This is a genomic window from Rhizobium skierniewicense (assembly GCF_014196515.1).
GTDB lineage: Bacteria > Pseudomonadota > Alphaproteobacteria > Rhizobiales > Rhizobiaceae > Agrobacterium > Agrobacterium skierniewicense.
In genome coordinates, this window is sequence record NZ_JACIDV010000007.1 from 252,019 (window position 1) to 273,683 (window position 21,665).

General features: G+C 58.5%; 20 protein-coding genes. 9 read left to right on the top strand and 11 right to left on the bottom strand.

All coding sequences use genetic code 11. From position 1 onward, the window contains the following. Nucleotides 1-46: 46 nt before the first annotated feature. The 7 genes from GGQ73_RS13515 to GGQ73_RS13545 all read left to right on the top strand — a co-directional run bounded on the left by GGQ73_RS13515 (nucleotide 47) and on the right by GGQ73_RS13545 (nucleotide 6,188). Nucleotides 47-1,069, top strand: a complete 1,023-nt coding sequence (locus GGQ73_RS13515; RefSeq protein ID WP_183896759.1) for a sugar ABC transporter substrate-binding protein — start codon at nucleotides 47-49, stop codon at nucleotides 1,067-1,069. A gap of 138 nt (nucleotides 1,070-1,207) precedes the next feature. Beyond that, nucleotides 1,208-2,272: an ABC transporter permease gene (locus GGQ73_RS13520; RefSeq protein ID WP_183896760.1), complete on the top strand. Its 1,065-nt coding sequence runs from the start codon at nucleotides 1,208-1,210 to the stop codon at nucleotides 2,270-2,272. Beyond that, entirely contained in the window at nucleotides 2,272-3,066 is a 795-nt protein-coding gene (locus tag GGQ73_RS13525) for an ATP-binding cassette domain-containing protein (protein ID WP_234900134.1), read from the top strand. The genes GGQ73_RS13520 and GGQ73_RS13525 overlap by 1 nt, the downstream gene beginning before the upstream one ends. Beyond that, entirely contained in the window at nucleotides 3,063-3,692 is a 630-nt protein-coding gene (locus GGQ73_RS13530) for a nucleoside triphosphate hydrolase (protein ID WP_183896761.1), read from the top strand. Before GGQ73_RS13525 ends, GGQ73_RS13530 begins: the two co-directional genes overlap by 4 nt. Before the next feature lie 99 nt (nucleotides 3,693-3,791). Further along, complete coding sequence (recF, locus tag GGQ73_RS13535) at nucleotides 3,792-4,916, top strand: DNA replication/repair protein RecF (protein WP_183896762.1); 1,125 nt, start codon at nucleotides 3,792-3,794, stop codon at nucleotides 4,914-4,916. Between the two features lie 40 nt (nucleotides 4,917-4,956). Continuing rightward, complete coding sequence (locus tag GGQ73_RS13540) at nucleotides 4,957-5,718, top strand: molybdopterin-synthase adenylyltransferase MoeB (RefSeq protein ID WP_183896763.1); 762 nt, start codon at nucleotides 4,957-4,959, stop codon at nucleotides 5,716-5,718. After that, nucleotides 5,715-6,188: a GNAT family N-acetyltransferase gene (locus tag GGQ73_RS13545; protein WP_183896764.1), complete on the top strand. Its 474-nt coding sequence runs from the start codon at nucleotides 5,715-5,717 to the stop codon at nucleotides 6,186-6,188. Before GGQ73_RS13540 ends, GGQ73_RS13545 begins: the two co-directional genes overlap by 4 nt. 6 nt (nucleotides 6,189-6,194) lie before the next feature. Here GGQ73_RS13545 and GGQ73_RS13550 read toward each other — a convergent pair whose 3' ends face one another. Next, nucleotides 6,195-7,199 (bottom strand): 2-hydroxyacid dehydrogenase, encoded by a 1,005-nt coding sequence (locus GGQ73_RS13550; protein ID WP_183896765.1) that lies wholly within the window; start codon nucleotides 7,197-7,199, stop codon nucleotides 6,195-6,197. Nucleotides 7,200-7,383: 184 nt separating this feature from the next. On the opposite strand from GGQ73_RS13550, the gene GGQ73_RS13555 reads away from it, so the two are divergent. After that, a complete protein-coding gene (locus GGQ73_RS13555; RefSeq protein ID WP_183896766.1) occupies nucleotides 7,384-7,920 on the top strand; it encodes an SH3 domain-containing protein in 537 nt (178 codons plus the stop codon). Nucleotides 7,921-7,930: 10 nt separating this feature from the next. On the opposite strand, the gene GGQ73_RS13560 is transcribed toward GGQ73_RS13555, so the two are convergent. After that, nucleotides 7,931-8,923, bottom strand: a complete 993-nt coding sequence (locus GGQ73_RS13560; protein WP_183896767.1) for an adenosine kinase — start codon at nucleotides 8,921-8,923, stop codon at nucleotides 7,931-7,933. A gap of 318 nt (nucleotides 8,924-9,241) precedes the next feature. Between GGQ73_RS13560 and GGQ73_RS13565 the strand changes: the two genes are divergently transcribed. Then, nucleotides 9,242-10,186, top strand: coding sequence for an AEC family transporter (locus tag GGQ73_RS13565; RefSeq protein WP_183896768.1), 945 nt, complete (start codon nucleotides 9,242-9,244; stop codon nucleotides 10,184-10,186). Here the strand turns inward: GGQ73_RS13565 and GGQ73_RS13570 are convergent, their stop codons facing one another. The 9 genes from GGQ73_RS13570 to rimP form a co-directional block, all read right to left on the bottom strand. After that, complete coding sequence (locus tag GGQ73_RS13570; protein WP_183896769.1) at nucleotides 10,187-11,206, bottom strand: class I SAM-dependent methyltransferase; 1,020 nt, start codon at nucleotides 11,204-11,206, stop codon at nucleotides 10,187-10,189. Nucleotides 11,207-11,385: 179 nt separating this feature from the next. After that, nucleotides 11,386-13,527, bottom strand: a complete 2,142-nt coding sequence (gene pnp / locus GGQ73_RS13575; protein ID WP_183896770.1) for a polyribonucleotide nucleotidyltransferase — start codon at nucleotides 13,525-13,527, stop codon at nucleotides 11,386-11,388. Nucleotides 13,528-13,809: 282 nt separating this feature from the next. Further along, nucleotides 13,810-14,079, bottom strand: a complete 270-nt coding sequence (gene rpsO, locus GGQ73_RS13580; protein WP_067649741.1) for a 30S ribosomal protein S15 — start codon at nucleotides 14,077-14,079, stop codon at nucleotides 13,810-13,812. A gap of 176 nt (nucleotides 14,080-14,255) precedes the next feature. Continuing rightward, nucleotides 14,256-15,203 carry a tRNA pseudouridine(55) synthase TruB gene (gene truB, locus GGQ73_RS13585; protein ID WP_174151727.1) on the bottom strand — a complete coding sequence of 316 codons (948 nt, stop codon included), beginning with the start codon at nucleotides 15,201-15,203 and terminating at the stop codon, nucleotides 14,256-14,258. A 3-nt stretch (nucleotides 15,204-15,206) separates the two neighbouring features. Further along, nucleotides 15,207-15,623, bottom strand: a complete 417-nt coding sequence (gene rbfA, locus GGQ73_RS13590) for a 30S ribosome-binding factor RbfA (protein WP_183896771.1) — start codon at nucleotides 15,621-15,623, stop codon at nucleotides 15,207-15,209. A 73-nt stretch (nucleotides 15,624-15,696) separates the two neighbouring features. Then, the gene (gene infB / locus GGQ73_RS13595) at nucleotides 15,697-18,417 is read right to left on the bottom strand and encodes a translation initiation factor IF-2 (RefSeq protein WP_183896772.1); all 2,721 of its coding nucleotides are present in this window, start codon (nucleotides 18,415-18,417) and stop codon (nucleotides 15,697-15,699) included. Between the two features lie 102 nt (nucleotides 18,418-18,519). Continuing rightward, nucleotides 18,520-19,215, bottom strand: coding sequence for an RNA-binding protein (locus GGQ73_RS13600; protein WP_174151724.1), 696 nt, complete (start codon nucleotides 19,213-19,215; stop codon nucleotides 18,520-18,522). Beyond that, complete coding sequence (gene nusA / locus GGQ73_RS13605; protein WP_174151723.1) at nucleotides 19,212-20,822, bottom strand: transcription termination factor NusA; 1,611 nt, start codon at nucleotides 20,820-20,822, stop codon at nucleotides 19,212-19,214. The genes GGQ73_RS13600 and nusA overlap by 4 nt, the downstream gene beginning before the upstream one ends. A 54-nt stretch (nucleotides 20,823-20,876) precedes the next feature. Then, the gene (rimP, locus tag GGQ73_RS13610; RefSeq protein ID WP_174151722.1) at nucleotides 20,877-21,461 is read right to left on the bottom strand and encodes a ribosome maturation factor RimP; all 585 of its coding nucleotides are present in this window, start codon (nucleotides 21,459-21,461) and stop codon (nucleotides 20,877-20,879) included. Between the last annotated feature and the right edge of the window lie 204 nt (nucleotides 21,462-21,665).

Here is a 21,665-nt window from a genome sequence, read left to right on the forward strand (position 1 = left end):
CAACAGTCGCTTCAACAGAAGCACTTGTCTCATCAGGGAGGACTACATGAAAAGCACTGTTTCCGCCATTCTCGGCGCGCTTGCGCTTGGCGTTTCTTTTGCATCCGTCGCATCGGCTGCCGACACGTCGGTTTGCCTCATCACCAAGACCGACACCAACCCCTTCTTCGTCAAGATGAAGGAAGGCGCGACCGCCAAGGCCAAGGAAGTCGGCGTGACGCTGAAGTCCTATGCCGGTAAGATCGATGGCGATTCCGAAAGCCAGGTTGCCGCCATCGAATCCTGCATCGCCGACGGTGCCAAGGGCATTCTCATCACCGCTTCCGACACAAAGGGCATCGTTCCCTCTGTCAAGAAGGCACGCGACGCTGGCGTTCTGGTCATCGCGCTTGACACGCCTCTCGATCCTGTTGATTCGGCTGATGCGACCTTCGCCACCGACAACCTGCTTGCTGGCAAGCTGATCGGCGAATGGGCCAAGGGCACGATGGGCGAAAAGGCCAAGGATGCCAAGGTCGGCTTTCTCGACCTCACGCCTGACCAGCCAAGCGTCGACGTTCTGCGCGACCAGGGCTTCATGATCGGCTTCGGCATCGACCCGAAAGACCCGAACAAGATCGGCGATGAAGTCGATCCGCGCATCGTTGGCCACGACGTGACGAACGGCAACGAAGAAGGTGGCCGCAAGGCCATGGAAAACCTTCTTCAGAAGGACCCCGACATCAACGTCATCCACACGATCAACGAACCTGCCGCTGTTGGTGCCTACCAGGCACTCAAGGCTGTCGGCATGGAACAGAACGTGCTGATCGTATCGGTTGATGGCGGTTGCCCGGGCGTGAAGTCTGTTCAGGATGGCGTCATCGGCGCAACATCGCAGCAGTACCCGCTGATGATGGCAGCTCTTGGCGTGGAAGCGATCAAGAAGTTCGCGGACACAGGCGAAAAGCCAAAGCCAACCGAAGGAAAATCCTTCTTCGACACAGGCGTTTCGCTGGTAACTGACAAGCCGGTTGAAGGCGTACCTTCGATCAGCGTCAAGGAAGGTCTTGCCAAGTGCTGGGGCTGATCTCCAGCTTATGACAAGCATCAGGCCAGCCGGAACCCCCGTTCCGGCTGGCATTGCCCGGAAGTTTTCGCAGTCAGATTATCCGGCTAAGGATCAAGCCCCGCAGCGGGCTTACGCTGGCGAGCGGGAGGAGGAAACATGAGCGGAATTCAGGAATTCGAGCAGGTGCTCGATGGCAGCGACAAGAATGTCGCCTCGTTCGAACAGCAAAATATCTCACTTTTGAAACGTGCGCAGAATTTTCTGCACTCGACACCGGCGGCCGTGCCGCTGATCGTTCTGGTGATGTCGATCGCGATTTTCGGTCTGACCATCGGCGGTCGTTTCTTTTCATCCTATACATTGACCCTGATCCTTCAGCAGATTGCCGTCGTCGGCATTCTTGGCTCGGCGCAGACGCTCATCATCCTGACGGCCGGTATCGATCTGTCGATCGGTGTCGTCATGGTGATCTCATCCGTCGTGATGGGCAACGTGGCTGTGACCTATGGATTGCCAAGCGGTGTTGCCGTTCTGGCCGGTTTCGTGGTCGGCGGATTGTGTGGGCTCTTCAACGGCTTTCTGGTCGCCGTGGTCAAACTACCGCCGTTCATCGTGACTCTCGGCTCATGGAATATCGTCATGGCGACAAATTTCATCTATTCCGCCAACCAGACGATTCGCGATACGGATGTGTCCCAGAACGCACCCCTTCTTCAGGTCTTTGCCACCAATTTCCGCATTGGCAGCGCCATTTTCACACTTGGCGTCATCGCCATGGTGCTTCTGGTTGGCCTTCTCTGGTACATTCTCAACCACACGGCCTGGGGCCGTCACGTCTATGCCGTGGGGGACGATCCAGAAGCCGCAAAGCTCTCCGGTATCCAGACGCGCAAAGTCCTTCTCAGCGTCTACACTGTTGCCGGCATCATCGCAGCCTTTGCAGCCTGGGTGGCGATTGGCCGTAACGGCTCGATTTCACCCTCTGCTGCAGTGACAGACTATAACCTGCAAGCCATTACGGCGACCGTGATTGGCGGCATTTCGCTGTTTGGCGGACGCGGCTCCATTCTCGGCACTCTGTTTGGTGCGATGCTGGTGGGTGTGGTGTCGATGGGCCTCAACATGCTCGGTGCAGACCCGCAATGGAAAGTCATGTTGACCGGCTGGCTCATCATCGCCGCCGTCGCAATTGACCAATGGATCCGAAAGGCAGGCGCGTGATGACCACAGACACCACAAAGCAACCCATTCTTTCCGCCCATGGTCTGGTCAAGCGTTACGGGCGCGTGACCGCTCTCGACAATGCAGACTTCGATCTCTATCCAGGTGAAATCCTGGCTGTCATCGGTGACAACGGCGCGGGCAAGTCCTCTCTGATCAAAGCTCTGTCAGGGGCCGTCCGTCCCGACGAAGGCGAGATCAGGCTGGATGGCAAGGCCGTGCAGTTCAAAACGCCGCTCGAAGCCCGCGATGCCGGGATCGAGACCGTCTATCAGAACCTTGCGCTCTCGCCTGCCCTGTCGATCACCGACAATATGTTCCTCGGGCGAGAACTGAGAAAGCCTGGGTTCATGGGCACAGTCCTGCGCAAGCTCGATCATTCCGCCATGGACAAGTTTGCCCGCAACAAGCTCTCCGAGCTGGGCCTGATGACCATTCAGAACATCAACCAGTCGGTGGAAACCCTGTCGGGTGGTCAGCGTCAGGGCGTGGCCGTGGCCAGAGCAGCCGCCTTCGGTTCCAAGGTCGTCATTCTGGACGAACCGACGGCTGCGCTGGGTGTGAAGGAAAGCCGTCGCGTGCTGGAACTCATCCTCGATGTGCGCGCCCGTGGCATGCCGATCGTGCTCATCTCCCACAACATGCCGCATGTGTTTGAGGTCGCAGACCGCATTCACATTCACCGGCTGGGCAAGCGCCTTTGCGTCATCAACCCGAAGGAATACACCATGTCTGACGCCGTGGCCTTCATGACGGGTGCCAAGGAACCTCCGAAAGAGACGCTCGCGGCATGACGATGACACTGGATGCGATGGCTGACGACATCGTCAAACGCGCGTCAGACCATACCCGCTTCATCGTCGCCATTGCCGGCCCCCCCGGGGCCGGCAAGTCCACGTTGGCGGACGCGCTTCACGGCGAGCTGACCAGACGCGGAGAAAAAGCCGAAGTCCTGCCCATGGACGGCTTTCATTTGGACAATGGCATTTTGCAAGCGTGCGGACTGTTTGCGCGCAAGGGTGCACCCGAAACCTTCGATGTCAGGGGCTTTGCCGATATCGTCGCCGCCGTACGCAAGGCGGATCAGGAGGTGCTCGTGCCGGTGTTCGACCGTTCCAGAGAAATCGCCATCGCCTCCGCCCGGGCCATTGCGCCGGATACACGGTTCATTGTGGCCGAGGGCAATTATCTTCTTCTCAACGAAGAGCCCTGGGTGCATCTGAAAAGCAGCTACGATTTTTCGATTTTCGTGGGTCCGTCCGTTAAGGTTCTGGAACAGCGACTGCGCGATCGCTGGATCGGCTATGGGCTGGACGAAGCGGGCATTATCGCCAAGCTTTATGAAAACGACCTGCCCAACGGCAAACGCGTGGTCGAGAACTCTGTGGGCGCCGATATCAGCATCGATATCTGGGAGTAGCGCCCAGACCAGCAATCAATATGCGCTTTGTCTGAAAATCCATTCCGATTTTCGAGCGCATGTTGTAGGTCATGATCCCATGACGATTCTGGATGCGGCATGACTGCCAAGGTTTTTCTCTCACGACTGAAACTGAGCGAGTTTCGCAATTATGCGGAGGTGTCGCTGCGCCTCGACGCGCGCCATGTGGTGCTGACGGGCGACAATGGATCGGGCAAGACAAATCTGCTGGAGGCCGTCTCCTTTCTATCGCCCGGGCGCGGATTGCGACGTGCCATCCTTTCCGACGTCACGCGGGTGGGGGCCGAACATGCGGGCTTTTCCATCTTTGCCGAGGTTGATGGCATGGATGGCGAGGTTGCCATCGGCACAGGGGTCGAGGGAGAAGGCGAGACCCTGTCGCGCCGGCTGCGGTTGAACGGCACGCCGGTTAAATCCGTCGATGAGTTGACCGATCATCTTCGCGTCTTGTGGCTCACGCCTGCGATGGACGGCCTGTTTACAGGCTCGTCTTCCGACCGCCGCCGCTTTCTCGACCGATTGGTTTTGTCGCTCGACCCAAGCCATGGACGCAGGGCGAGCGATTTCGAAAAAGCCATGCGCGGCCGCAACCGTCTTTTGTCGGACGGTCGTTTCGATCCGGTCTGGCTCGAAGGCATCGAGAAGCAGATGGCGGAGCTTGGGATTTCCATGGCGGTCGCACGCCACGAAATGCTGGGCCTGCTGAAAGCGCTGATCGACAGTCGCAGCAACGACGCAAATTTTCCGACCGCATCGCTGACGCTGTCTGGCTTCATGGACGGCGAGTTTCATCGTCCTGCGGTCGATCTGGAAGACGCCTATCTGGCGACGCTCAAGGACAACCGCTACCGCGATGCTAGCGCCGGGCGAACGCTGGAAGGTCCGCACCGGGCTGACCTCTTCGTGCGCCACGCAGAGAAGGACATGGATGCGGGCCGCTGTTCGACAGGCGAGCAGAAGGCACTCCTCGTCGGGCTGGTTCTGGCGCATGCGCAACTCACGGCCAACATGACCGGCCACGCGCCGGTGCTGCTTCTGGATGAGATTGCCGCTCATCTGGATGAAGGGCGACGGGCTGCACTGTTCGATCTCATCCATGCGCTGGGTGGGCAGAGCTTCATGACCGGCACGGACGTGTCGATGTTTGCGGGGCTCGGTGAGCGCGCCCAGTTTTTCGATGTTTCCCATGGAAGCATCGGGTGATAGTTCTTAAATCCGCTTCATATTGTCTGGAGAGTAGACCTTGGATCCGCTGACGCCCGAGGAAATCGAACGCTACAAGCGTCATATCCTGCTGCCGGAGATCGGCGGTACGGGCCAGCAGCGTCTGAAGGCTGCCAAAGTGCTGGTGATCGGCGCCGGGGGCCTCGGCGCGCCGGTGCTGTATTATCTGGCAGCGGCCGGCGTGGGTACGCTCGGTCTTATCGATGACGACGTGGTATCCCTGTCCAATCTTCAGCGCCAGATCATCCACGATACGGGCACCATCGGCGAGCGGAAGACGCAGAGCGCCCGCCGCGCCATCGCGCAGTTAAACCCGCATGTGCGGACGCAGAATTTCGAAGAACGATTCTCGCTTGTCTGGGCGCATGACCATCTGAAATCCTTCGATCTGGTGATCGATGGTTCCGACAATTTCGACACGCGCTACGCCGCAGCCGACGCAGCAGAGACCGCTCGCGTGCCGCTGGTGACTGGCGCCGTCGGTCGCTTCGATGGGTCCGTGACCGTCCTGAAACCCTATGAGACCGGACCCAACGGCATGTTATGGCCCGGTTACCGCGATCTCTTCCCTGCCCCCCCACCGGAGGGCGTGGTGCCATCCTGCGCGGAAACCGGCATCGTCGGTGCCTTAACCGGGGTCATCGGCACGATCATGGCGATGGAAGCCATCAAGCTGATAACCCGGACCGGAGAGCCGTTGATCGGACGGCTGCTCCTCTACGACGCGCTGGCCGCGCGTTTCGACACCGTGCGGTACAAGCGGCGCGCATCCAAAGCATGATCGATATCGTCAAGATCGACGGCGACTTCTCACGGTTTTCCGAGTTGCTGGCGCTGATCCTCTCGTCCTTTGCCTATATGGACGGCGTCATCGATCCACCGTCCTCAGCGCACCGACTGACGCCCGAGACACTGGCGCAGAAAGCACGCGACGAGATGGCTTTCGTTGCGCTCCAGGACGAGACCCTGCTGGGGTGCATATTCTTGAGGCCGGAAGCAACCAGCCTTTATATCGGAAAACTCGCGGTTCCCCCGGTGGCGCAGGGCAAAGGCGTAGGCTTTGCTCTTCTGGGTAAAGCGCAAGAGGTAGCCGTTGGTTTGGGACTTACGGCGCTGCGGCTGGAAACACGCATCGAGCTTGCTGGCAACCATCGTCGCTTTGCGGCATGGGGTTTTGTGAGGACGGCGGAAAATTCCCATCCCGGCTACACACGGGTGACCTTTATTGAGATGACGAAGCGTCTTGCCTGATATCGTCTAGGCCCGCCCCGGCAGAACCCGGTTTGGGGGACGGTGACCATCGTAAAAGGCGCGGATGTTGATGATGACCTTATCACCCATGTCGATTCGGCCTTCGATGGTGGCCGAGCTCATATGCGGCAACAGAACGACCTTGCCCTCTTTGGCAAGCTTGATGAGCTTGGGGTTCACAACCGGTTCATTTTCGAAAACGTCGAGGCCGGCGCCCGCGATCTTGCCGTCCATCAGGCATCGGATCAGCGCCGCCTCGTCGATGATATCGCCACGTGCGGTATTGACGATGTAGCTCGTAGGCTGCATCAGCGCCAGATGACGGGCCGATATCAGGTGATAGGTGGCAGGCGTCGACGGGCAGTTGACCGAGACGATGTCCACGCGAGCCAGCATCTGGTCGAGGCTGTCCCAATAGGTCGCTTCGAGCTCGGCTTCGGTGGCCGGATTGACGCGCTTGCGGTTATGATAATGGATCGAGAGGCCGAAGGCTTTGGCGCGACGGGCAACCGCCGTGCCGATGCGCCCCATGCCGACGATGCCGATGCGCTTGCCCGACAGACGGCGTCCCAGCATCCATGTGGGCGACCAGCCCAGCCATTCATCCGAGCCATTGGCAAGAACACGGGTTCCTTCCACCAGACGGCGCGGGACGGCCAGGACCAGGGCCATGGTCATATCAGCGCTGTCTTCGGTCAAGACATTCGGTGTATTGGTGACGGTGATGCCCTTGCGGGCGGCGGCATCCACATCGATATGATCGATGCCGTTTGAAAACCCGGCGATCAATTTCAGTTGAGGGCCTGCCTGCTCGATCATATCGGCTGTGATGCGGTCAGTGACGGTCGGCACCAGAACGTCCACGGTCTGCATGGCGGCAATCAGCTCAGCCTTCGTGCGTGGGGCATCTTCGATGTTCAGCTCCGCGTCGAACAGCTCTCGCATGCGGGTTTCGACCAGATCCGGCAATTTGCGTGTCAAATAGACGGTCGGTCTCTTCTTATTCGTCATTGTCCGATGGCACCTTGTTCAGAGGTCGTTAACCAAAAAGAGCGATAATTTCTTTCACCACGGGCGTTTCTACCAGACCCATCGGCGAAGACAAACAAATCTCGCATGTTGCCGTCATCGACTGTTGAAATGGTAGGCCCGATCGTCATCTCGATTGCTGAAACGCAAGGAAACGGAAACCGGCATGCGTAGCATTGTCCTTATTGTCTGCATGGCATTGTCGCTGGGTTTTCTCGACGCTGCAAGCGCGCCTGTGATGGCACAAGGTGCTGCCAAGGGCGCAAGTGGTCTTCCCTTGCCACGCTTCGTCAGCCTGAAATCAAAACGCGTCAACATGCGCATCGGCCCGAGCACCGATTATGCCGTATCGTGGATGTACATGAAGTCCGGCATGCCGGTGGAAATCATTCAGGAATATGAAAACTGGCGGCGAATACGCGACGCCGATGGCACCGAGGGCTGGGTCAATCAGGCGCTGCTCTCAGGCGAGCGAACCGCTGTCGCAGCGCCATGGATGCGCGGCAAGGGAAAAGACGTCTATGTCAACCTGCGCCGCGAACCACAATCCGGCGCGGCTATTATGGCCAAGCTGGAGCCCGGTGTACAAATCAGGATCGGCGAATGCAACGGCGACTGGTGCAAGGCCGAAGCCGGTCAGGTGACCGGCTGGGTGTCTCAGGGCGAAATCTGGGGTGCCTATCCCGGAGAAGCCTTCAAGTAAGCGATGGCTTTCAGATGAGGCCATGCTTTTCCGCCAGCGCCTGCAGCGATGACATGGGACGTGGGCCGACCTGCTGGATGACGGCAGCCGCCGCCAGGCAACCGAGCTTGCCGCTATCTTCCAGCGAACGCCCCTGTGTATAGCCATACAAGAAACCGGCGGCGAAAAGGTCGCCTGCACCCGTCGTATCGACCACGTCGAAAACCGGGTAGGCCTCGACCTTGATGCGTTCTGTGCCACGAACGATGGTGGCCCCCTCCTCGCTCATGGTCACCGCCGCGATCTTGCAATCGGCGGCAATCTTTGTCAGCGCCAGATCGAAGTCATCGGTCTCATAGAGCGAGAGCGCCTCCTGCTTGTTGGCGAACACGATATCGACCGTGCCGGAGCGCATGAGATCGAGAAATTCATCGCGGTAACGACCGACGCAGAAACTGTCGGACAGCGTCATGGACACTTCGCGGCCATTTTCATGGGCAATGCGAGCGCAATCGCGGATCGCATCCTTGGCGCGTGGCGGGTCCCAGAGATAGCCTTCGAAATAAGTGACCTGCGATTCGGCAACGACCGATGGCTCGACGTCTTCAGGACCGAGATCGACACAGGCGCCGAGATAGGTGTTCATGGAGCGCTCTCCGTCTTCGGTGACGAAGATCATCGAGCGGGCCGTTGGCGGAAAGGTTCCTTGCGGCTTGGTTTCGAAGTGGACGCCCTGGGCGCGAATATCGTGCTGGAAGATTTCGCCGAGCTGATCTTCCGCCACCTTGCCGAAATAGGCGGCACGTCCGCCGAAATTGGCGATGCCAGCCGCCGTGTTGCCAGCGCTGCCGCCAGACGCCTCCAGTGCCGGGCCCATCAACGAATAGAGCAGTTCGGCGCGCTCGGCATCGATGAGGTTCATCGCGCCCTTGGTGATCTTGGTCTCTTCCAGAAACTGATCATTGCAGCGGGAAATGATATCCACGATGGCGTTGCCAACTGTCAGTACGTCGAATTTTGTCATGAGCCTCTTATCCGAGATGCATCAGTGGATGCGTTACCTGCCATCAGGTCTTAAAGAATTTTGGCGACAAGAAAAGCCAAAACAGTTGCGACTCCTGCCAGAACAGCTGCTACGAAAAAAGAAACGCGTCATGTGTCTGTCATGCAGCGTTGTTATAGAATGCCCATTGCGTCATCACGGATGTACTGGTGACGCAAGCGGATGAAAGCGGGGGCGACCTCGCTTTTTTCTTTTGTACGGACCGTTGACGTTGTTCGGTCGCAAGAGATGCGCTAGACCGGAAGCCTTCTGCCAAGGGCCTGCGAAAGTACCTCCGCAATGTATGCTGTCGCCATCAATGTCGCGCCGATCTTCCTTCTGATTCTCATTGGCTGGATGACGGTCAAGGTCAAGCTTTTCAAGGTGGACGCCAGCGATGTTCTCAGCGACTTCGTGTTCAAGATCGCCGTTCCCACACTGATTTTTCGCACGCTGGCGTCTGCCGATTTTCACGGCGCCTCGCCGTTCAAGCTGTGGGTCACTTATTTTGCCGGTGTCGCAGTGACCTGGACCGTGGGACAGCTGGTGACGCGGCACGTCTTCAAGCAGGATTTGCGTATCAGCGTCGTCGCCGGCATATCATCGGCCTTTGCCAACAACATCTTCATCGGCCTGCCGCTTGTCGGTCGCTCCATCGGGAGCGACGGCATCGTGGCGATTTCCATTCTGCTGGTGATACACCTGCCGATCATGATGATTGCCGGAACGATCCTCATGGAAAATGCCACCCATAAGGTTCTGGGCGGAGAAAAGCGCAATGCGTTTGCCGTTCTAAAGCAGGTGGGACGAAATCTGGCGCAAAACCCCCTGGTGATCGCGCTTTTGCTGGGCTTGGGCTTCAATATGACGGGCTTCACCATGCCTGAGGTCATGACGACCGTCATCGATCAAATCGCCAGCATGGCAGGACCTGCGGCACTGATTTCGCTGGGCATGGCACTGACCAAATATCCCATTCGCGGCAATTTGCGTATTGCGGTGACGATGACCGCATTGAAGCTGATTTTGCTACCGGCGTGTGTGTGGGTCACCGCCCATGCTCTGGGCTTGAGCCCGGCATGGACCGCCGCACTGGTTCTGACATCCTGTGTGCCGACCGGCATCAATTCCTGGCTTTTGGCCAACCGCTTCGGCATCGGCCACAGCATTGCAGCTTCCACGATCAGCATTTCTACCCTGTTCGGTGTGCTGACCGTGTCGTTCTGGGCGTGGCTCCTGAGCTGATTACTTCTGCGCGCTCAAGACCTTGAAGCGGGAATTGCGGCAGACTTCCTGGCTGGAGCGGAATTCGGTGGACAGGATCGTCTCATAGGGCATGCCGCGATTGGCGACCATCAGCAGCTTTCCGCCGCTGCGCAGTGCCGTCGCCGCCGTCTTGATCATGGCCTGTCCGAGGGCCGGCTCTGACGCCTGACCATTGGCATGGAAGGGCGGGTTCATGATGATGAGGTCGTATTTTTCCTTTGGCGGCTCTGCCACCAGATCCTGCCAGAAGAAGCGGGCGGTCAGACGCGGGCAGTTTTCCAGCATATTGGTTTTTGCCAATTCCAGCGCGTTCCAATCGGCTTCGAACAGATCGATGCGGGCAGTGCGCGCGGACTTTTCAGCCAGCATGACGGAGAGATAACCCCAGCCAGCGCCAAAATCGGCAGCGTTGCCATCGAAGTCTGTCGGCAGGCGTGATGCCAGAAGTTCGGAGCCGCCGTCCACGCGGTCGTGCGAGAACATGCCGGGCATCGCGGTAAAGCGGCCATCGATGGTGGCAGCACCCTGCTGGAGCTTCGAAACAGCTGCCGAAACATCGTCGGGACGTCTGAACCAGATGGCGACGCCGTGATATTTCGGTGTCGATTCCGCCTCTATGCCCAGCTTCGACAGGGTCTTGCGCAGCGTGACGATGCCGTCTTCCTTGGAACCGGCAGCGACGATCAGACCGCCCGCCTTGACGCGGATGAGCGCCTCTGCAAGGCGGTTTTCGTTTTCGCCCCGGTGTTTGCCGCCGATCAGAAGTGCCACGTCGTAGTCTTCGCCCGAAATCTCCGGCGTTACCTCGACGCCCTGCGCATGCAGTGCACGGTAGAGTGGGCGAAGGTTCTGAACAGCGGTGATGGTGGCATCGAAGCCCTCCAGGCGCGGGGCGCCTGCTTCCGCGCCCAGAAACAGCACGCGCTCTCCCTGGCCGGGCACATCCAGCATCTGCGCAGCAAAAGGGTGGAACAGGGTTTTGACGGCGTCGCGGCTCATGGGGTCGGTCCTAAGTTCAAATAGAGCAATTCCAGCAAAAGTGGGAACCGGTTTTGCGTCCGGAATTGCGTAAAACAAACAGATAGAGCGTTTCCGGTGAACATGTGTTCACCGGAAACGCTCTAGAAAAAAGGCGCGGGACATATCCCGCGCCTCGATATTGCTCAGCGCGTGCAGCCTTACTCGGCAGCTTCGCCTTCGCTCTTCTTTTCAGCAACGGCTTCCTTGCCGGTTGCCTGATCGACAACCTTCATGGACAGGCGAACCTTGCCACGCTCGTCAAAGCCCATCAGCTTGACCCAAACCTTGTCGCCTTCCTTGACGACGTCGGAGGTCTTGGCAACACGATCGGATGCCAGCTGCGAGATGTGGACGAGACCGTCGCGTGCGCCGAAGAAGTTGACGAATGCGCCGAAGTCAGCAGTCTTGACGACCGTACCTTCGTAGATCATGCCAACTTCAGGCTCTGCCACGATGGAGTGGATCCACTTGCGGGCCGCTTCGATTTCCTTGCCCGAGGACGAGGCGATCTTGACGGTACCGTCGTCTTCGATGTTGATCTTGGCGCCGGTCTTTTCGACGATTTCGCGGATGACCTTACCACCGGAACCGATGACTTCACGGATCTTGTCGACCGGAATGTTCATGACTTCGATGCGTGGTGCAAATTCGCCGAGCTGCGAACGTCCTTCGGTGATGGCGTTGGCCATTTCGCCGAGAATGTGCGTGCGACCGCCCTTTGCCTGCTCCAGAGCGACCTTCATGATCTCTTCGGTGATACCGGCGATCTTGATGTCCATCTGCAGCGAGGTGATGCCGTCAGCTGTACCGGCAACCTTGAAGTCCATGTCGCCGAGGTGATCTTCGTCACCCAGGATGTCCGACAGAACGGCAAAGCGTTCGCCTTCAAGGATAAGGCCCATGGCAATACCGGCAACCGGCTTGGCAAGCGGAACGCCTGCATCCATCAGAGCAAGCGATGTGCCGCAAACGGTTGCCATCGAGGACGAGCCGTTCGACTCGGTGATCTCGGAGACGACGCGCAGCGTGTAAGGGAACTGCTCAGGCGATGGCAGCATTGGACGAATGGCGCGCCACGCCAGCTTGCCGTGACCGATTTCGCGGCGGCCCGGGGAGCCCATGCGGCCGGTTTCACCAACCGAGTAGGGAGGGAAGTTGTAATGCAGAAGGAAGCGTTCCTTGTACATGCCGGTCAGGCTGTCCACGTACTGCTCGTCTTCGCCGGTGCCGAGTGTGGCAACAACGATGGCCTGGGTTTCGCCGCGTGTGAAGAGCGCCGAACCGTGGGTGCGTGGCAGCATGCCGACTTCAGATACGATCGGACGAACAGTGGACAGGTCGCGACCGTCGATGCGGCTCTTGGTGTCCAGAATGTTCCAGCGAACGATCTTCGCCTGAAGGTGCTTGAAGACAGCGCCGATGACTTCGTTGGTGTACTTCGGCTCGGCACCTTCTGGGAAGAAGTGGGCCTTGACCTTGGACTTGGCGACGTCAACGGCTGCGTAACGGGCAGCCTTTTCGGTGATCTTGTAAGCATCGCGCAGTTCAGCTTCGGCAACGCCGAGCATTTCAGCTTCGAGAGCGGAGAAATCTTCCGGCTCGAATTCGCGGGGTTCCTTGGCAGCAACTTCAGCCAGCTTGATGATGGCGTCGATGACCGGCTGGAAACCGCGATGACCGAACATGACGGCACCGAGCATGACTTCTTCGTTAAGTTCCTTGGCTTCGGACTCAACCATCAGGACGGCGTCCTGCGTACCGGCAACGACGAGGTCGAGAACAGACTCGTCCATCTCGTCGAGATGCGGGTTCAGAACATATTCGCCGTTGATATAGCCGACGCGCGCGCCGCCGACGGGGCCCATGAAAGGCACGCCCGAGAGCGTCAGGGCGGCAGAAGCGGCAACCATGGACAAGACGTCCGGGTCATTTTCGAGATCGTGCTGAATGACGGTGACGACAACCTGTGTGTCGTTCTTGTAGCCTTCAGGAAACAGCGGGCGGATAGGACGGTCGATCAGGCGGGAAACCAGCGTTTCCTTTTCGGAAGGACGACCTTCGCGCTTGAAATAGCCACCGGGGATCTTGCCGGCTGCATATGTCTTTTCCTGGTAGTTGACGGTCAGCGGAAAGAAGTCCTGACCAGGCTTTGGCGACTTGGCGGAAACGACGGTCGCGAGAACCATTGTTTCGCCGTAGGTTGCGATAACCGCGCCATCAGCCTGACGGGCAACTTTGCCTGTCTCAAGTCTTAAGGGGCGGCCTGCCCACTCGATTTCGACGGAATGTTGATTGAACATATCTTGTCCTCAAATGTAGCCCCGGTTCTCACATTGAAGGAAAACACGGAGGCTTTAACAGGTCACGGGCAAGACAGCGGGAGGCTCAAAGGCATGTACGAGAAACATGCGGCAACGCTTCAAGCGCTGCAAAAGCATCCGGCAATCCTGCCCCATGACAGGTCATCGGTTTATGTCAGACGGCACCGGCCCATCCGGCCCATCTTCGTTTTCGCGTCTTGAAAAGACTGCGGATAAAGAAACCGGCGGGACTTCTGAATGAACCCCGCCGGTGTCATGTTTTTAGCGGCGGATACCGAGGGCACCGATCAGCTTGGTGTAACGGCTTTCGTCCTTCTTCTTGACGTAGTCAAGAAGCGAACGGCGGCTGGAAACCATGGTCAGAAGGCCACGACGCGAGTGGTTGTCCTTCTTGTGATCCTTGAAGTGGCCTGTCAGGTTGTTGATCCGTTCGGTCAAAATTGCGACCTGAACTTCCGGCGAACCGGTATCACCTTCCTTGATGGCATATTCCTTGATGAGGGCGGCTTTGCGCTCTGCAGTAATCGACATCGGACGATCCTTTCTATTTAAGGAAAAACGGGACGCCAAGTACCGGGATGTCGTCCAGCACTGGCCATTCATTAGCGCGGGCGCTGCCCAAGCTGCCGCTGCCTATAAACCAATTGGTCCATAAAGGAAAGAGGCGATTGGAACCGCCTCTTTGGGATGACCGGATGTCTGAGCGTTCAACCGAAAACGCGCTTAGGGCGGAACTCGCCTTCGGCAATCTCGCCAATGGCAATCAGTTTGCCGCGTGCCGTGGCATAGGCTTCCATTTCCTGGGTCGGCGCATCGCGGCCGCGCAACAGGATTGCATTCCCCATCTTCAGACGATGCGCCTGATCATCGTTGATGATGAGATGCGGTAGAGACGACAGGGCTTCCGATGTGTCAATAAGATAGGCGTCAAGCGCTGCTGCTCTCTCGTCGCGGTCTTCGATGGCTTCGAATTCGATCAGCTTTTCCAAGGAAACCATGGTGTCTTCCGCGAAGGGCGCCACCATGGAGCGGCGCAGCTGCGAAATGAAGCCGTAGCAGCCGAGATCGCGACCCAGGTCACGGGCGAGCGCGCGCACATAGGTGCCCTTGCCGCACTCGACTTCGAAATGCGCCGTGTTGGCATCCGGGCAGGCCAACAGCGTTATGCGATGGATGATGACTTCGCGGGCGGGGATTTCGACGGCTTCACCGCCGCGTGCGATATCGTAGGCGCGTTCACCGGCAATCTTGATGGCCGAAAACTGCGGTGGTATCTGCATGATGGTGCCGGTGTAATTCGGCAGCAGGTCACGGATCGCCTGCTCGTCCGGACGGTCGGTCGAGGTGTTGAGCACGTCGCCTTCCATATCATCGGTGGTACGCTCTTCGCCCCACGAGACCGTGAATTCATAGATCTTGCGGCCATCCATCACATAAGGGACGGTCTTGGTCGCATCACCCAGCGCAATCGGCAGCATGCCGGAGGCGAGCGGATCGAGTGTTCCGGCGTGGCCAGCCTTTTGGGCATTGAAGAGCCATTTGATCTTCGAGACGGCTTCGGTCGAGCCAAAATCGAAAGGTTTGTCGAGAATGAGCCAGCCGGAGATAGCCCGGCCCTTGGGCTTACGGTTCTGCTGTTTGCGTGGTTTGGACATGCTTCAGTTCTGTTCGTCGTCTTTTTCAGTTGAAGGTACCAGATCGCGCTGAACCTCCGGCGAGCGCAGCAGTGCGTCAATCTTCTTGTAATTGTCGAAGCTGGTATCGTCGCGGAACCGCAGCTCCGGCACATATTTCAGCTGTCGCAGATGCGGACCCAAGCGGCCGCGCAGAAATTTGGCGTGACGGTTCAATGCCGTGATCGTATCGGTGTGATCGTCCACGCCAATCGGCGTCACGTAAGCGGTGGCGATCTTGAGATCGGTGGACATGCGCACTTCCGAAATGGAAATCACCGTCTTTTCGATCAGATCGTCGTTCACCTCTCCGCGTTGCAGGATCCGGGTCACCGCAGCGCGGACCTGTTCGCCAACGCGCAGCATGCGTTGCGAAGGGGCGGATGATGTTACTTTTGCCATTTTATCAAGCCTCAAACAGAGCGAGCGCCGGTTAAGCCGGCGCCCGACAGTTTTATTTCGTGTGGCGAAACGCTTAGAGCGTTCTGGTGATGTGCTCTACGCGGAAGCACTCGATGGTGTCGCCAGCGCGGATGTCTTCGTAGTTTTCGAATGCCATACCGCACTCCTGACCGACCGGCACTTCGCCGACTTCGTCCTTGAAGCGCTTAAGCGTCTTGAGTTTGCCTTCGTGGATAACGACATTGTCGCGCACCAGACGAACGCCTGCACCACGTTCCACCTTGCCTTCGACCACACGGCAACCGGCAACCTTGCCGACCTTGGTGATGTTGAAGACTTCCAGGATTTCGGCGTTGCCGAGGAAGGTCTCGCGACGTTCCGGCGACAGGAGGCCCGACATCGCAGACTTCACGTCATCCACCAGATCGTAGATGATGTTGTAGTAGCGAATTTCGATACCAGCCCGTTCGGCAGCCTGACGCGCCTGAACATTGGCACGAACGTTGAAGCCGATGATGGCGGCGTTCGATGCTTCTGCCAGCGAGATATCGGACTCGGTGATACCACCGGCACCCGAATGGATGATGCGAGCGCGAACTTCGTCCGTTCCAAGCTTGTCCAGCGCTCCGGCAATGGCTTCGATCGAGCCCTGCACGTCGCCCTTGATGAGCAGTGGGAAGTCCTTGCGGCCTGTCGACTGCAGCTGCGTCATCATCTGTTCCAGGGAACCACGCTGACCGGTCTGACGTGCGACAGCCTTATCGCGCGTCAAACGCTGGCGGTACTCGGAAATTTCGCGGGCACGTCCCTCGTTCTCGACAACCGCGAAGCGATCACCGGCAGATGGTGTACCCGACAGACCGAGAACTTCGACCGGCATGGCCGGACCAGCTTCCTTGACGTGATCACCCTTGTCGTTGACCAGAGCGCGAACACGGCCCCACTGGTCGCCAGCAACGATGATCTGACCTGGACGCAGGACGCCCTTCTGGACCAGAACCGTTGCCACGGAGCCACGACCACGATCGAGCTGAGCCTCGATGACCGTACCTTCGGCAGTACGGTTCATGTTTGCCTTCAGATCGAGAATTTCGGCCTGAAGCAGAACAGCTTCGAGAAGCTTGTCGAGGTTGAGCCTGTTTTTGGCCGAAACCTCGACGTCGAGAACTTCACCGCCCATGGATTCCACGAAGACTTCGTGCTGCAGGAGCTGTTGGCGAACCTTTTCAGGATTTGCCTCGTGCTTGTCGATCTTGTTGATCGCCACGATGATCGGCACGCCAGCGGCTTTCGCATGGTTGATCGATTCAATCGTTTGCGGCATCACGCTGTCGTCGGCTGCAACGACAAGGATCGCGATATCGGTTGCCTGCGCACCACGGGCACGCATGGCCGTAAAGGCGGCGTGGCCAGGGGTATCGATGAAGGTGATCTTGTGACCGTTCTTCTCGACCTGGTAAGCACCGATATGCTGGGTGATGCCACCGGCTTCACCGGAAACGACGCTGGTCTGACGGATTGCGTCGAGAAGCGATGTCTTGCCGTGGTCGACGTGACCCATGATGGTGACGACAGGAGGACGCGAAACCAGTTCACCGCCGCCATCTTCGTCAGACACGTTGAAGATGCCTTCTTCGATGTCGGATTCCGAGACGCGCTTGACCGTATGACCGAATTCGCCTGCGATCAGCTCGGCCAGATCGGCGTCGATGACGTCGCCCGGCTTCATCATCTGACCTTCCTTCATCAGATACTTGATCACATCGACGGCCCGTTCGGACATACGCTGCGACAGTTCCTGAATGGTGATGGTCTCAGGCAAGATAACTTCGCGCATGACCTTTTCGCGGGTTTCCTGCATCTGGCCGCGACGGAACTTCTCCTGACGACGACGCATGGCAGACAGCGAACGGCCACGGGCCTGACCATCTTCTTCCAGATTGGATGTCACCGTCAGCTTGCCACGACGGCGTTCTTCTTCCGTCTTGAGGCGTGCGGCAGGCTTGGCAGGAACCGGTGTCGCGACCTTGCCGCGAACAGGCAGATTGCCACGGCGCTGGTTGCTGCGCTCGTCCTCTTCCTCTTTTTCGGTCCGGCGCGCGCCTGGCGTGCCGCGTGCCGGCGTCAAGCCGGGAGCAGGTGCCGCGGCAGGCGCAACATTCCGTGTCGGTTGCGAACGCGCATCCTGACCCGCGGGCTGTGCCGAGGTATCGGCCGGAGTTTCCACGGGGGCAACCGGCGCCGGCTGAGAGGCCGCGATCTTGGCGGCGGCAGCCTCTTCCCTGGCGCGAACGATAGCTTCTTCTTTTTCCGCGATGAGGCGGGCTTCTTCTTCTACCTTGCGGCGGGCTTCTTCTTCAGCGCGCTGCTTGGCTTCCACGATGTCGCGGGCCTGCGCCTCCGCAAGGGCACGACGGCGTGCATCCATTTCACCGGCCGAGAGATCGTGCAACACGTTGCCGCGTGGACGATCCGGCTGGCGCTGTGGCTGCGACGACGGAGCTGGACGTTGCTGATTACCGGACTGGTGACTGCGCTGCTGAGGCTGCTGCGGGCGCGGCGCGGCTGGAGCAGCGGCAGCCGGTGCGGCCGGGCGTGCGGCAATCGGTGCAATCACATGCTTTTCGTCTTCGGGACGCAAAGGGCGGCGCTTGCGTGTTTCCACCACAACCGCGTTCGTGCGACCTCGACCCATATCTTGACGCACAGTACCTTGAGACGCCCCACTCGGCTTGAGTGTCAGGGTCTTCTTGGCTGGTGCATTCTGTGTCTTGTCGTCGTTGTTGTCGGTCATTCCGTTCCCGTTCCTTCAGACGAGAGCCGGATGACGTCACCAGACCCTGTCTCTACAATTGCTGTATCCGAACGCGGTAGACGGTCATGTCCGATAACCGCGTCATTGTGTTTCCATCCGGGCAGCGTCAATTTCTTCCCGAGGTTTTTCGCCATGGCGATACCGCTCGAGCATCTTTGCGCGCTTCACTACACCCTCACCCGCCTGTCCTGCAAGCGCGCAGGCATGGATAAAAGCATTCTGGCCCATCAGGTCGTCCATTTCCTGCTCACTGAAGAGCTGAAAGGACGGTATTTCCGTCTCGGCGCCTGAGCCGAGTGTCCAGGCCTTGCGGGCCTGATTTATCTTTCTCACGCCATCAGGCGCTGCATCGGTTGCGTGAAAGACGGCAAGCGCCTTTCCCGATCGTACGGAGGCATCGACCTTCGTTGCGCCGGAAATGAACTGGCCCGCCTTTCGAGCCATGTTCATCATCCCGGCCAGCTGCTGCGCCATCAACCGGTCCATCATATCCAGAAGGTCCGGTCCGGCTTTCACATCCGTCTTCAAGGCCCGTGCAAAGAGTTTCTTCGCAATGGCCTTTTCGATCAGGGCGCGCTCGGGTGTGACCCAGCAACCGCGCCCCGGCAATTGGCGTTTCAGGTCCGGAACAACACTCTGGTCCGGGCCTGCGACAAAACGGATCAACTCATCCGGTGTTCCGATTTGTCGCGTCACAATGCACATCCGCTCACTTGCGGTGCCTTCGAACTGGTCGTCATCGACCAATTCGTCCGGCTCATGCGATTGCGAAATCATTCCTGATCGGCGGTATCCGCCTCCTCGATGCCAAGGTCTTCCTGCTGAGCCGCAAGATCCTCTTGCGTAATCCAGCCAGCCAGAAGGCGGGCCTGAACGATCATGTTCTCAGCTTCGACACGCGAAACGTCGAGCTTTGAGAAGGTGCCTTCAAACTTCTTGGTCTCGCCATCCTTGCGTTCGCTCCAGCCGACCAGATCGTCGGCGGCGCAACCTGCAAAGTCTTCGATGGTCTTGACACCTTCCTCACCCAGCGCAACCAACATCTGTGATGTCAAACCATCGATCTGGAGAAGCTCGTCGGTAACGCCGAGTTCCTTGCGCTTTGCGTCCATTTCAGTCTCGATGCGTTCCAGATATTCCTTGGCGCGCGTCTGGATTTCGACAGCCGTATCTTCGTCGAAACCGTCAATGGAGGAAATTTCGCTCAAGTCCACATAGGCGAGTTCTTCGACCTGCGCGAAGCCTTCGGACGCCAGAACCTGGCCAACCATTTCGTCCACATCCAGCGCTTCCATGAAAATGCCGGTGCGTTCGTTGAATTCCTTCTGACGACGCTCCGACTCTTCGGCTTCCGTCATGATGTCGATGTCCCAGCCGGTCAGTTGCGACGCGAGACGTACGTTCTGTCCGCGACGACCGATAGCGAGCGACAGCTGCTCATCGGGCACGACGACTTCGATACGCTCGGCTTCTTCGTCGAGAACAACCTTGGACACTTCAGCGGGCTGAAGGGCGTTGACGATGAAGGATGCCGGGTCCTGCGACCAGGGAATGATGTCGATCTTTTCGCCCTGAAGCTCACCCACGACAGCCTGAACGCGCGAGCCGCGCATACCGACGCAGGCGCCGACCGGATCGATCGACGAATCGTTGGAGATAACCGCGATCTTGGCACGTGAACCCGGGTCACGGGCAACGGACTTGATCTGGATGATGCCGTCGTAGATTTCAGGCACTTCCATGGTGAAAAGCTTGACCATGAATTGCGGGTGCGTGCGTGACAGGAAAATCTGCGGGCCACGCTGTTCGCGGCGCACGTCGTAGACGAAGGCACGAACGCGGTCGCCATAACGCAGGTTTTCGCGCGGGATCATCTCGTCGCGACGAATGATGCCTTCACCACGGCCCAGATCGACGATGACGTTGCCGTATTCGACGCGCTTGACGGTGCCGTTGATGATCTCACCGATGCGATCCTTGAATTCGTCATACTGACGGTCACGCTCGGCTTCACGAACCTTCTGGACGATGACCTGCTTGGCGGACTGAGCTGCGATGCGGCCGAAATCCATCGGCGGCAGCGGATCGGCGATGTAGTCACCGATCTTGGCATCGACGTTGCGGTCACGGGCCAGTTCCAGCGGAATCTGCGTGCCGTAGTCTTCAGCCTTCTCGACCACTTCGAGCAGACGCTGCAAGCGGATCTCGCCGGTCTTGGAGTTGATGTCTGCGCGAATATTGGTCTCAGAACCGTAACGCGAGCGGGCAGCCTTCTGGATGGCATCGGCCATTGCGGCCAGCACGATTTCGCGGTCGATGACCTTTTCGCGCGCCACAGCATCGGCGATCTGCAGAAGCTCAAGCCTGTTAGCACTGACTGCCATTTTCATGTCTCCGTATGTCGTTTTGCCCGGGTTATGAGGGCTTATACGTTGGAATTAGTCTTCGTCTGCTTCTTCGTTCTGGTTGGCAGCAGCGGCCTTGGCCTGCTTGTCCGCCTTCAGCGCGTCGCGAATGAGTTCATCCGTCAGGATCAGCTTTGCGTCGGACAGCGTGTTGAACGGTATCATCACCACCGGCTCCTCGCCGTAAGCAATCTGATCGCGCTCGAGCTTGAAACCGTCTTCTTCGACACCCGCAATCTTGCCACGAAAGCGCTTGCGGTTGTCCACCAGGATCGATGTCTCGACCTTGACGATATGGCCCTGCCAGCGCGCAAAATCTATCTTACGCACCATCGGCCTGTCGATGCCAGGCGACGACACTTCCAGATGATACGCCGTTTGAACGGGATCTTCTACATCCAGAACCGGAGAAATCGCCAAAGACACCGCTTCGCAGTCCTGAACGGTCATGGTTCCGTCTTCGCGCTCAGCCATCACCTGCAAGGTGGAGCCATTCTGGCTGGACAGGCGAACCCTGACCAGCAGGTATCCCATGCCTGTCAGCACCGGCTCGATGATCTCGGCGATGCGCTGGTCCACACCCGTTTCGGTTATCAGTCTTGGTTCGGCTTCTGCCATCGTGGCCTTCCGGTCTCATGTCCAAAACCGGCGTTCATGCCGGTTTTCAGGGCGCCTAACGAAAAAGAGCGGGGCCTTGCGACCCCACTCTTCATCAGACGATCAAGAATTTGAAGGTCCGTATAAACCCTTAACGCCGATAATGCAAGGATAAGGCGCAAGCGCTGCGAAATTGGCTATCGTCACAATTTTACCTTGGGAGAG

Excerpts from the sequence above, each read along its gene's own strand:
- GGQ73_RS13515 (WP_183896759.1), top strand. The coding sequence starts at position 47 with ATGAAAAGCACTGTTTCCGCCATTCTCGGCGCGCTTGCGCTTGGCGTT.
- GGQ73_RS13520 (WP_183896760.1), top strand. The coding sequence starts at position 1,208 with ATGAGCGGAATTCAGGAATTCGAGCAGGTGCTCGATGGCAGCGACAAG.
- GGQ73_RS13525 (WP_234900134.1), top strand. The coding sequence starts at position 2,272 with ATGACCACAGACACCACAAAGCAACCCATTCTTTCCGCCCATGGTCTG.
- GGQ73_RS13530 (WP_183896761.1), top strand. The coding sequence starts at position 3,063 with ATGACGATGACACTGGATGCGATGGCTGACGACATCGTCAAACGCGCG.
- recF (WP_183896762.1), top strand. The coding sequence starts at position 3,792 with ATGACTGCCAAGGTTTTTCTCTCACGACTGAAACTGAGCGAGTTTCGC.
- GGQ73_RS13545 (WP_183896764.1), top strand. The coding sequence starts at position 5,715 with ATGATCGATATCGTCAAGATCGACGGCGACTTCTCACGGTTTTCCGAG.
- GGQ73_RS13550 (WP_183896765.1), bottom strand. The coding sequence starts at position 7,199 with ATGACGAATAAGAAGAGACCGACCGTCTATTTGACACGCAAATTGCCG.
- GGQ73_RS13555 (WP_183896766.1), top strand. The coding sequence starts at position 7,384 with ATGCGTAGCATTGTCCTTATTGTCTGCATGGCATTGTCGCTGGGTTTT.
- GGQ73_RS13560 (WP_183896767.1), bottom strand. The coding sequence starts at position 8,923 with ATGACAAAATTCGACGTACTGACAGTTGGCAACGCCATCGTGGATATC.
- GGQ73_RS13565 (WP_183896768.1), top strand. The coding sequence starts at position 9,242 with ATGTATGCTGTCGCCATCAATGTCGCGCCGATCTTCCTTCTGATTCTC.
- GGQ73_RS13570 (WP_183896769.1), bottom strand. The coding sequence starts at position 11,206 with ATGAGCCGCGACGCCGTCAAAACCCTGTTCCACCCTTTTGCTGCGCAG.
- pnp (WP_183896770.1), bottom strand. The coding sequence starts at position 13,527 with ATGTTCAATCAACATTCCGTCGAAATCGAGTGGGCAGGCCGCCCCTTA.
- rpsO (WP_067649741.1), bottom strand. The coding sequence starts at position 14,079 with ATGTCGATTACTGCAGAGCGCAAAGCCGCCCTCATCAAGGAATATGCC.
- truB (WP_174151727.1), bottom strand. The coding sequence starts at position 15,203 with ATGTCCAAACCACGCAAACAGCAGAACCGTAAGCCCAAGGGCCGGGCT.
- rbfA (WP_183896771.1), bottom strand. The coding sequence starts at position 15,623 with ATGGCAAAAGTAACATCATCCGCCCCTTCGCAACGCATGCTGCGCGTT.
- infB (WP_183896772.1), bottom strand. The coding sequence starts at position 18,417 with ATGACCGACAACAACGACGACAAGACACAGAATGCACCAGCCAAGAAG.
- GGQ73_RS13600 (WP_174151724.1), bottom strand. The coding sequence starts at position 19,215 with ATGATTTCGCAATCGCATGAGCCGGACGAATTGGTCGATGACGACCAG.
- nusA (WP_174151723.1), bottom strand. The coding sequence starts at position 20,822 with ATGGCAGTCAGTGCTAACAGGCTTGAGCTTCTGCAGATCGCCGATGCT.
- rimP (WP_174151722.1), bottom strand. The coding sequence starts at position 21,461 with ATGGCAGAAGCCGAACCAAGACTGATAACCGAAACGGGTGTGGACCAG.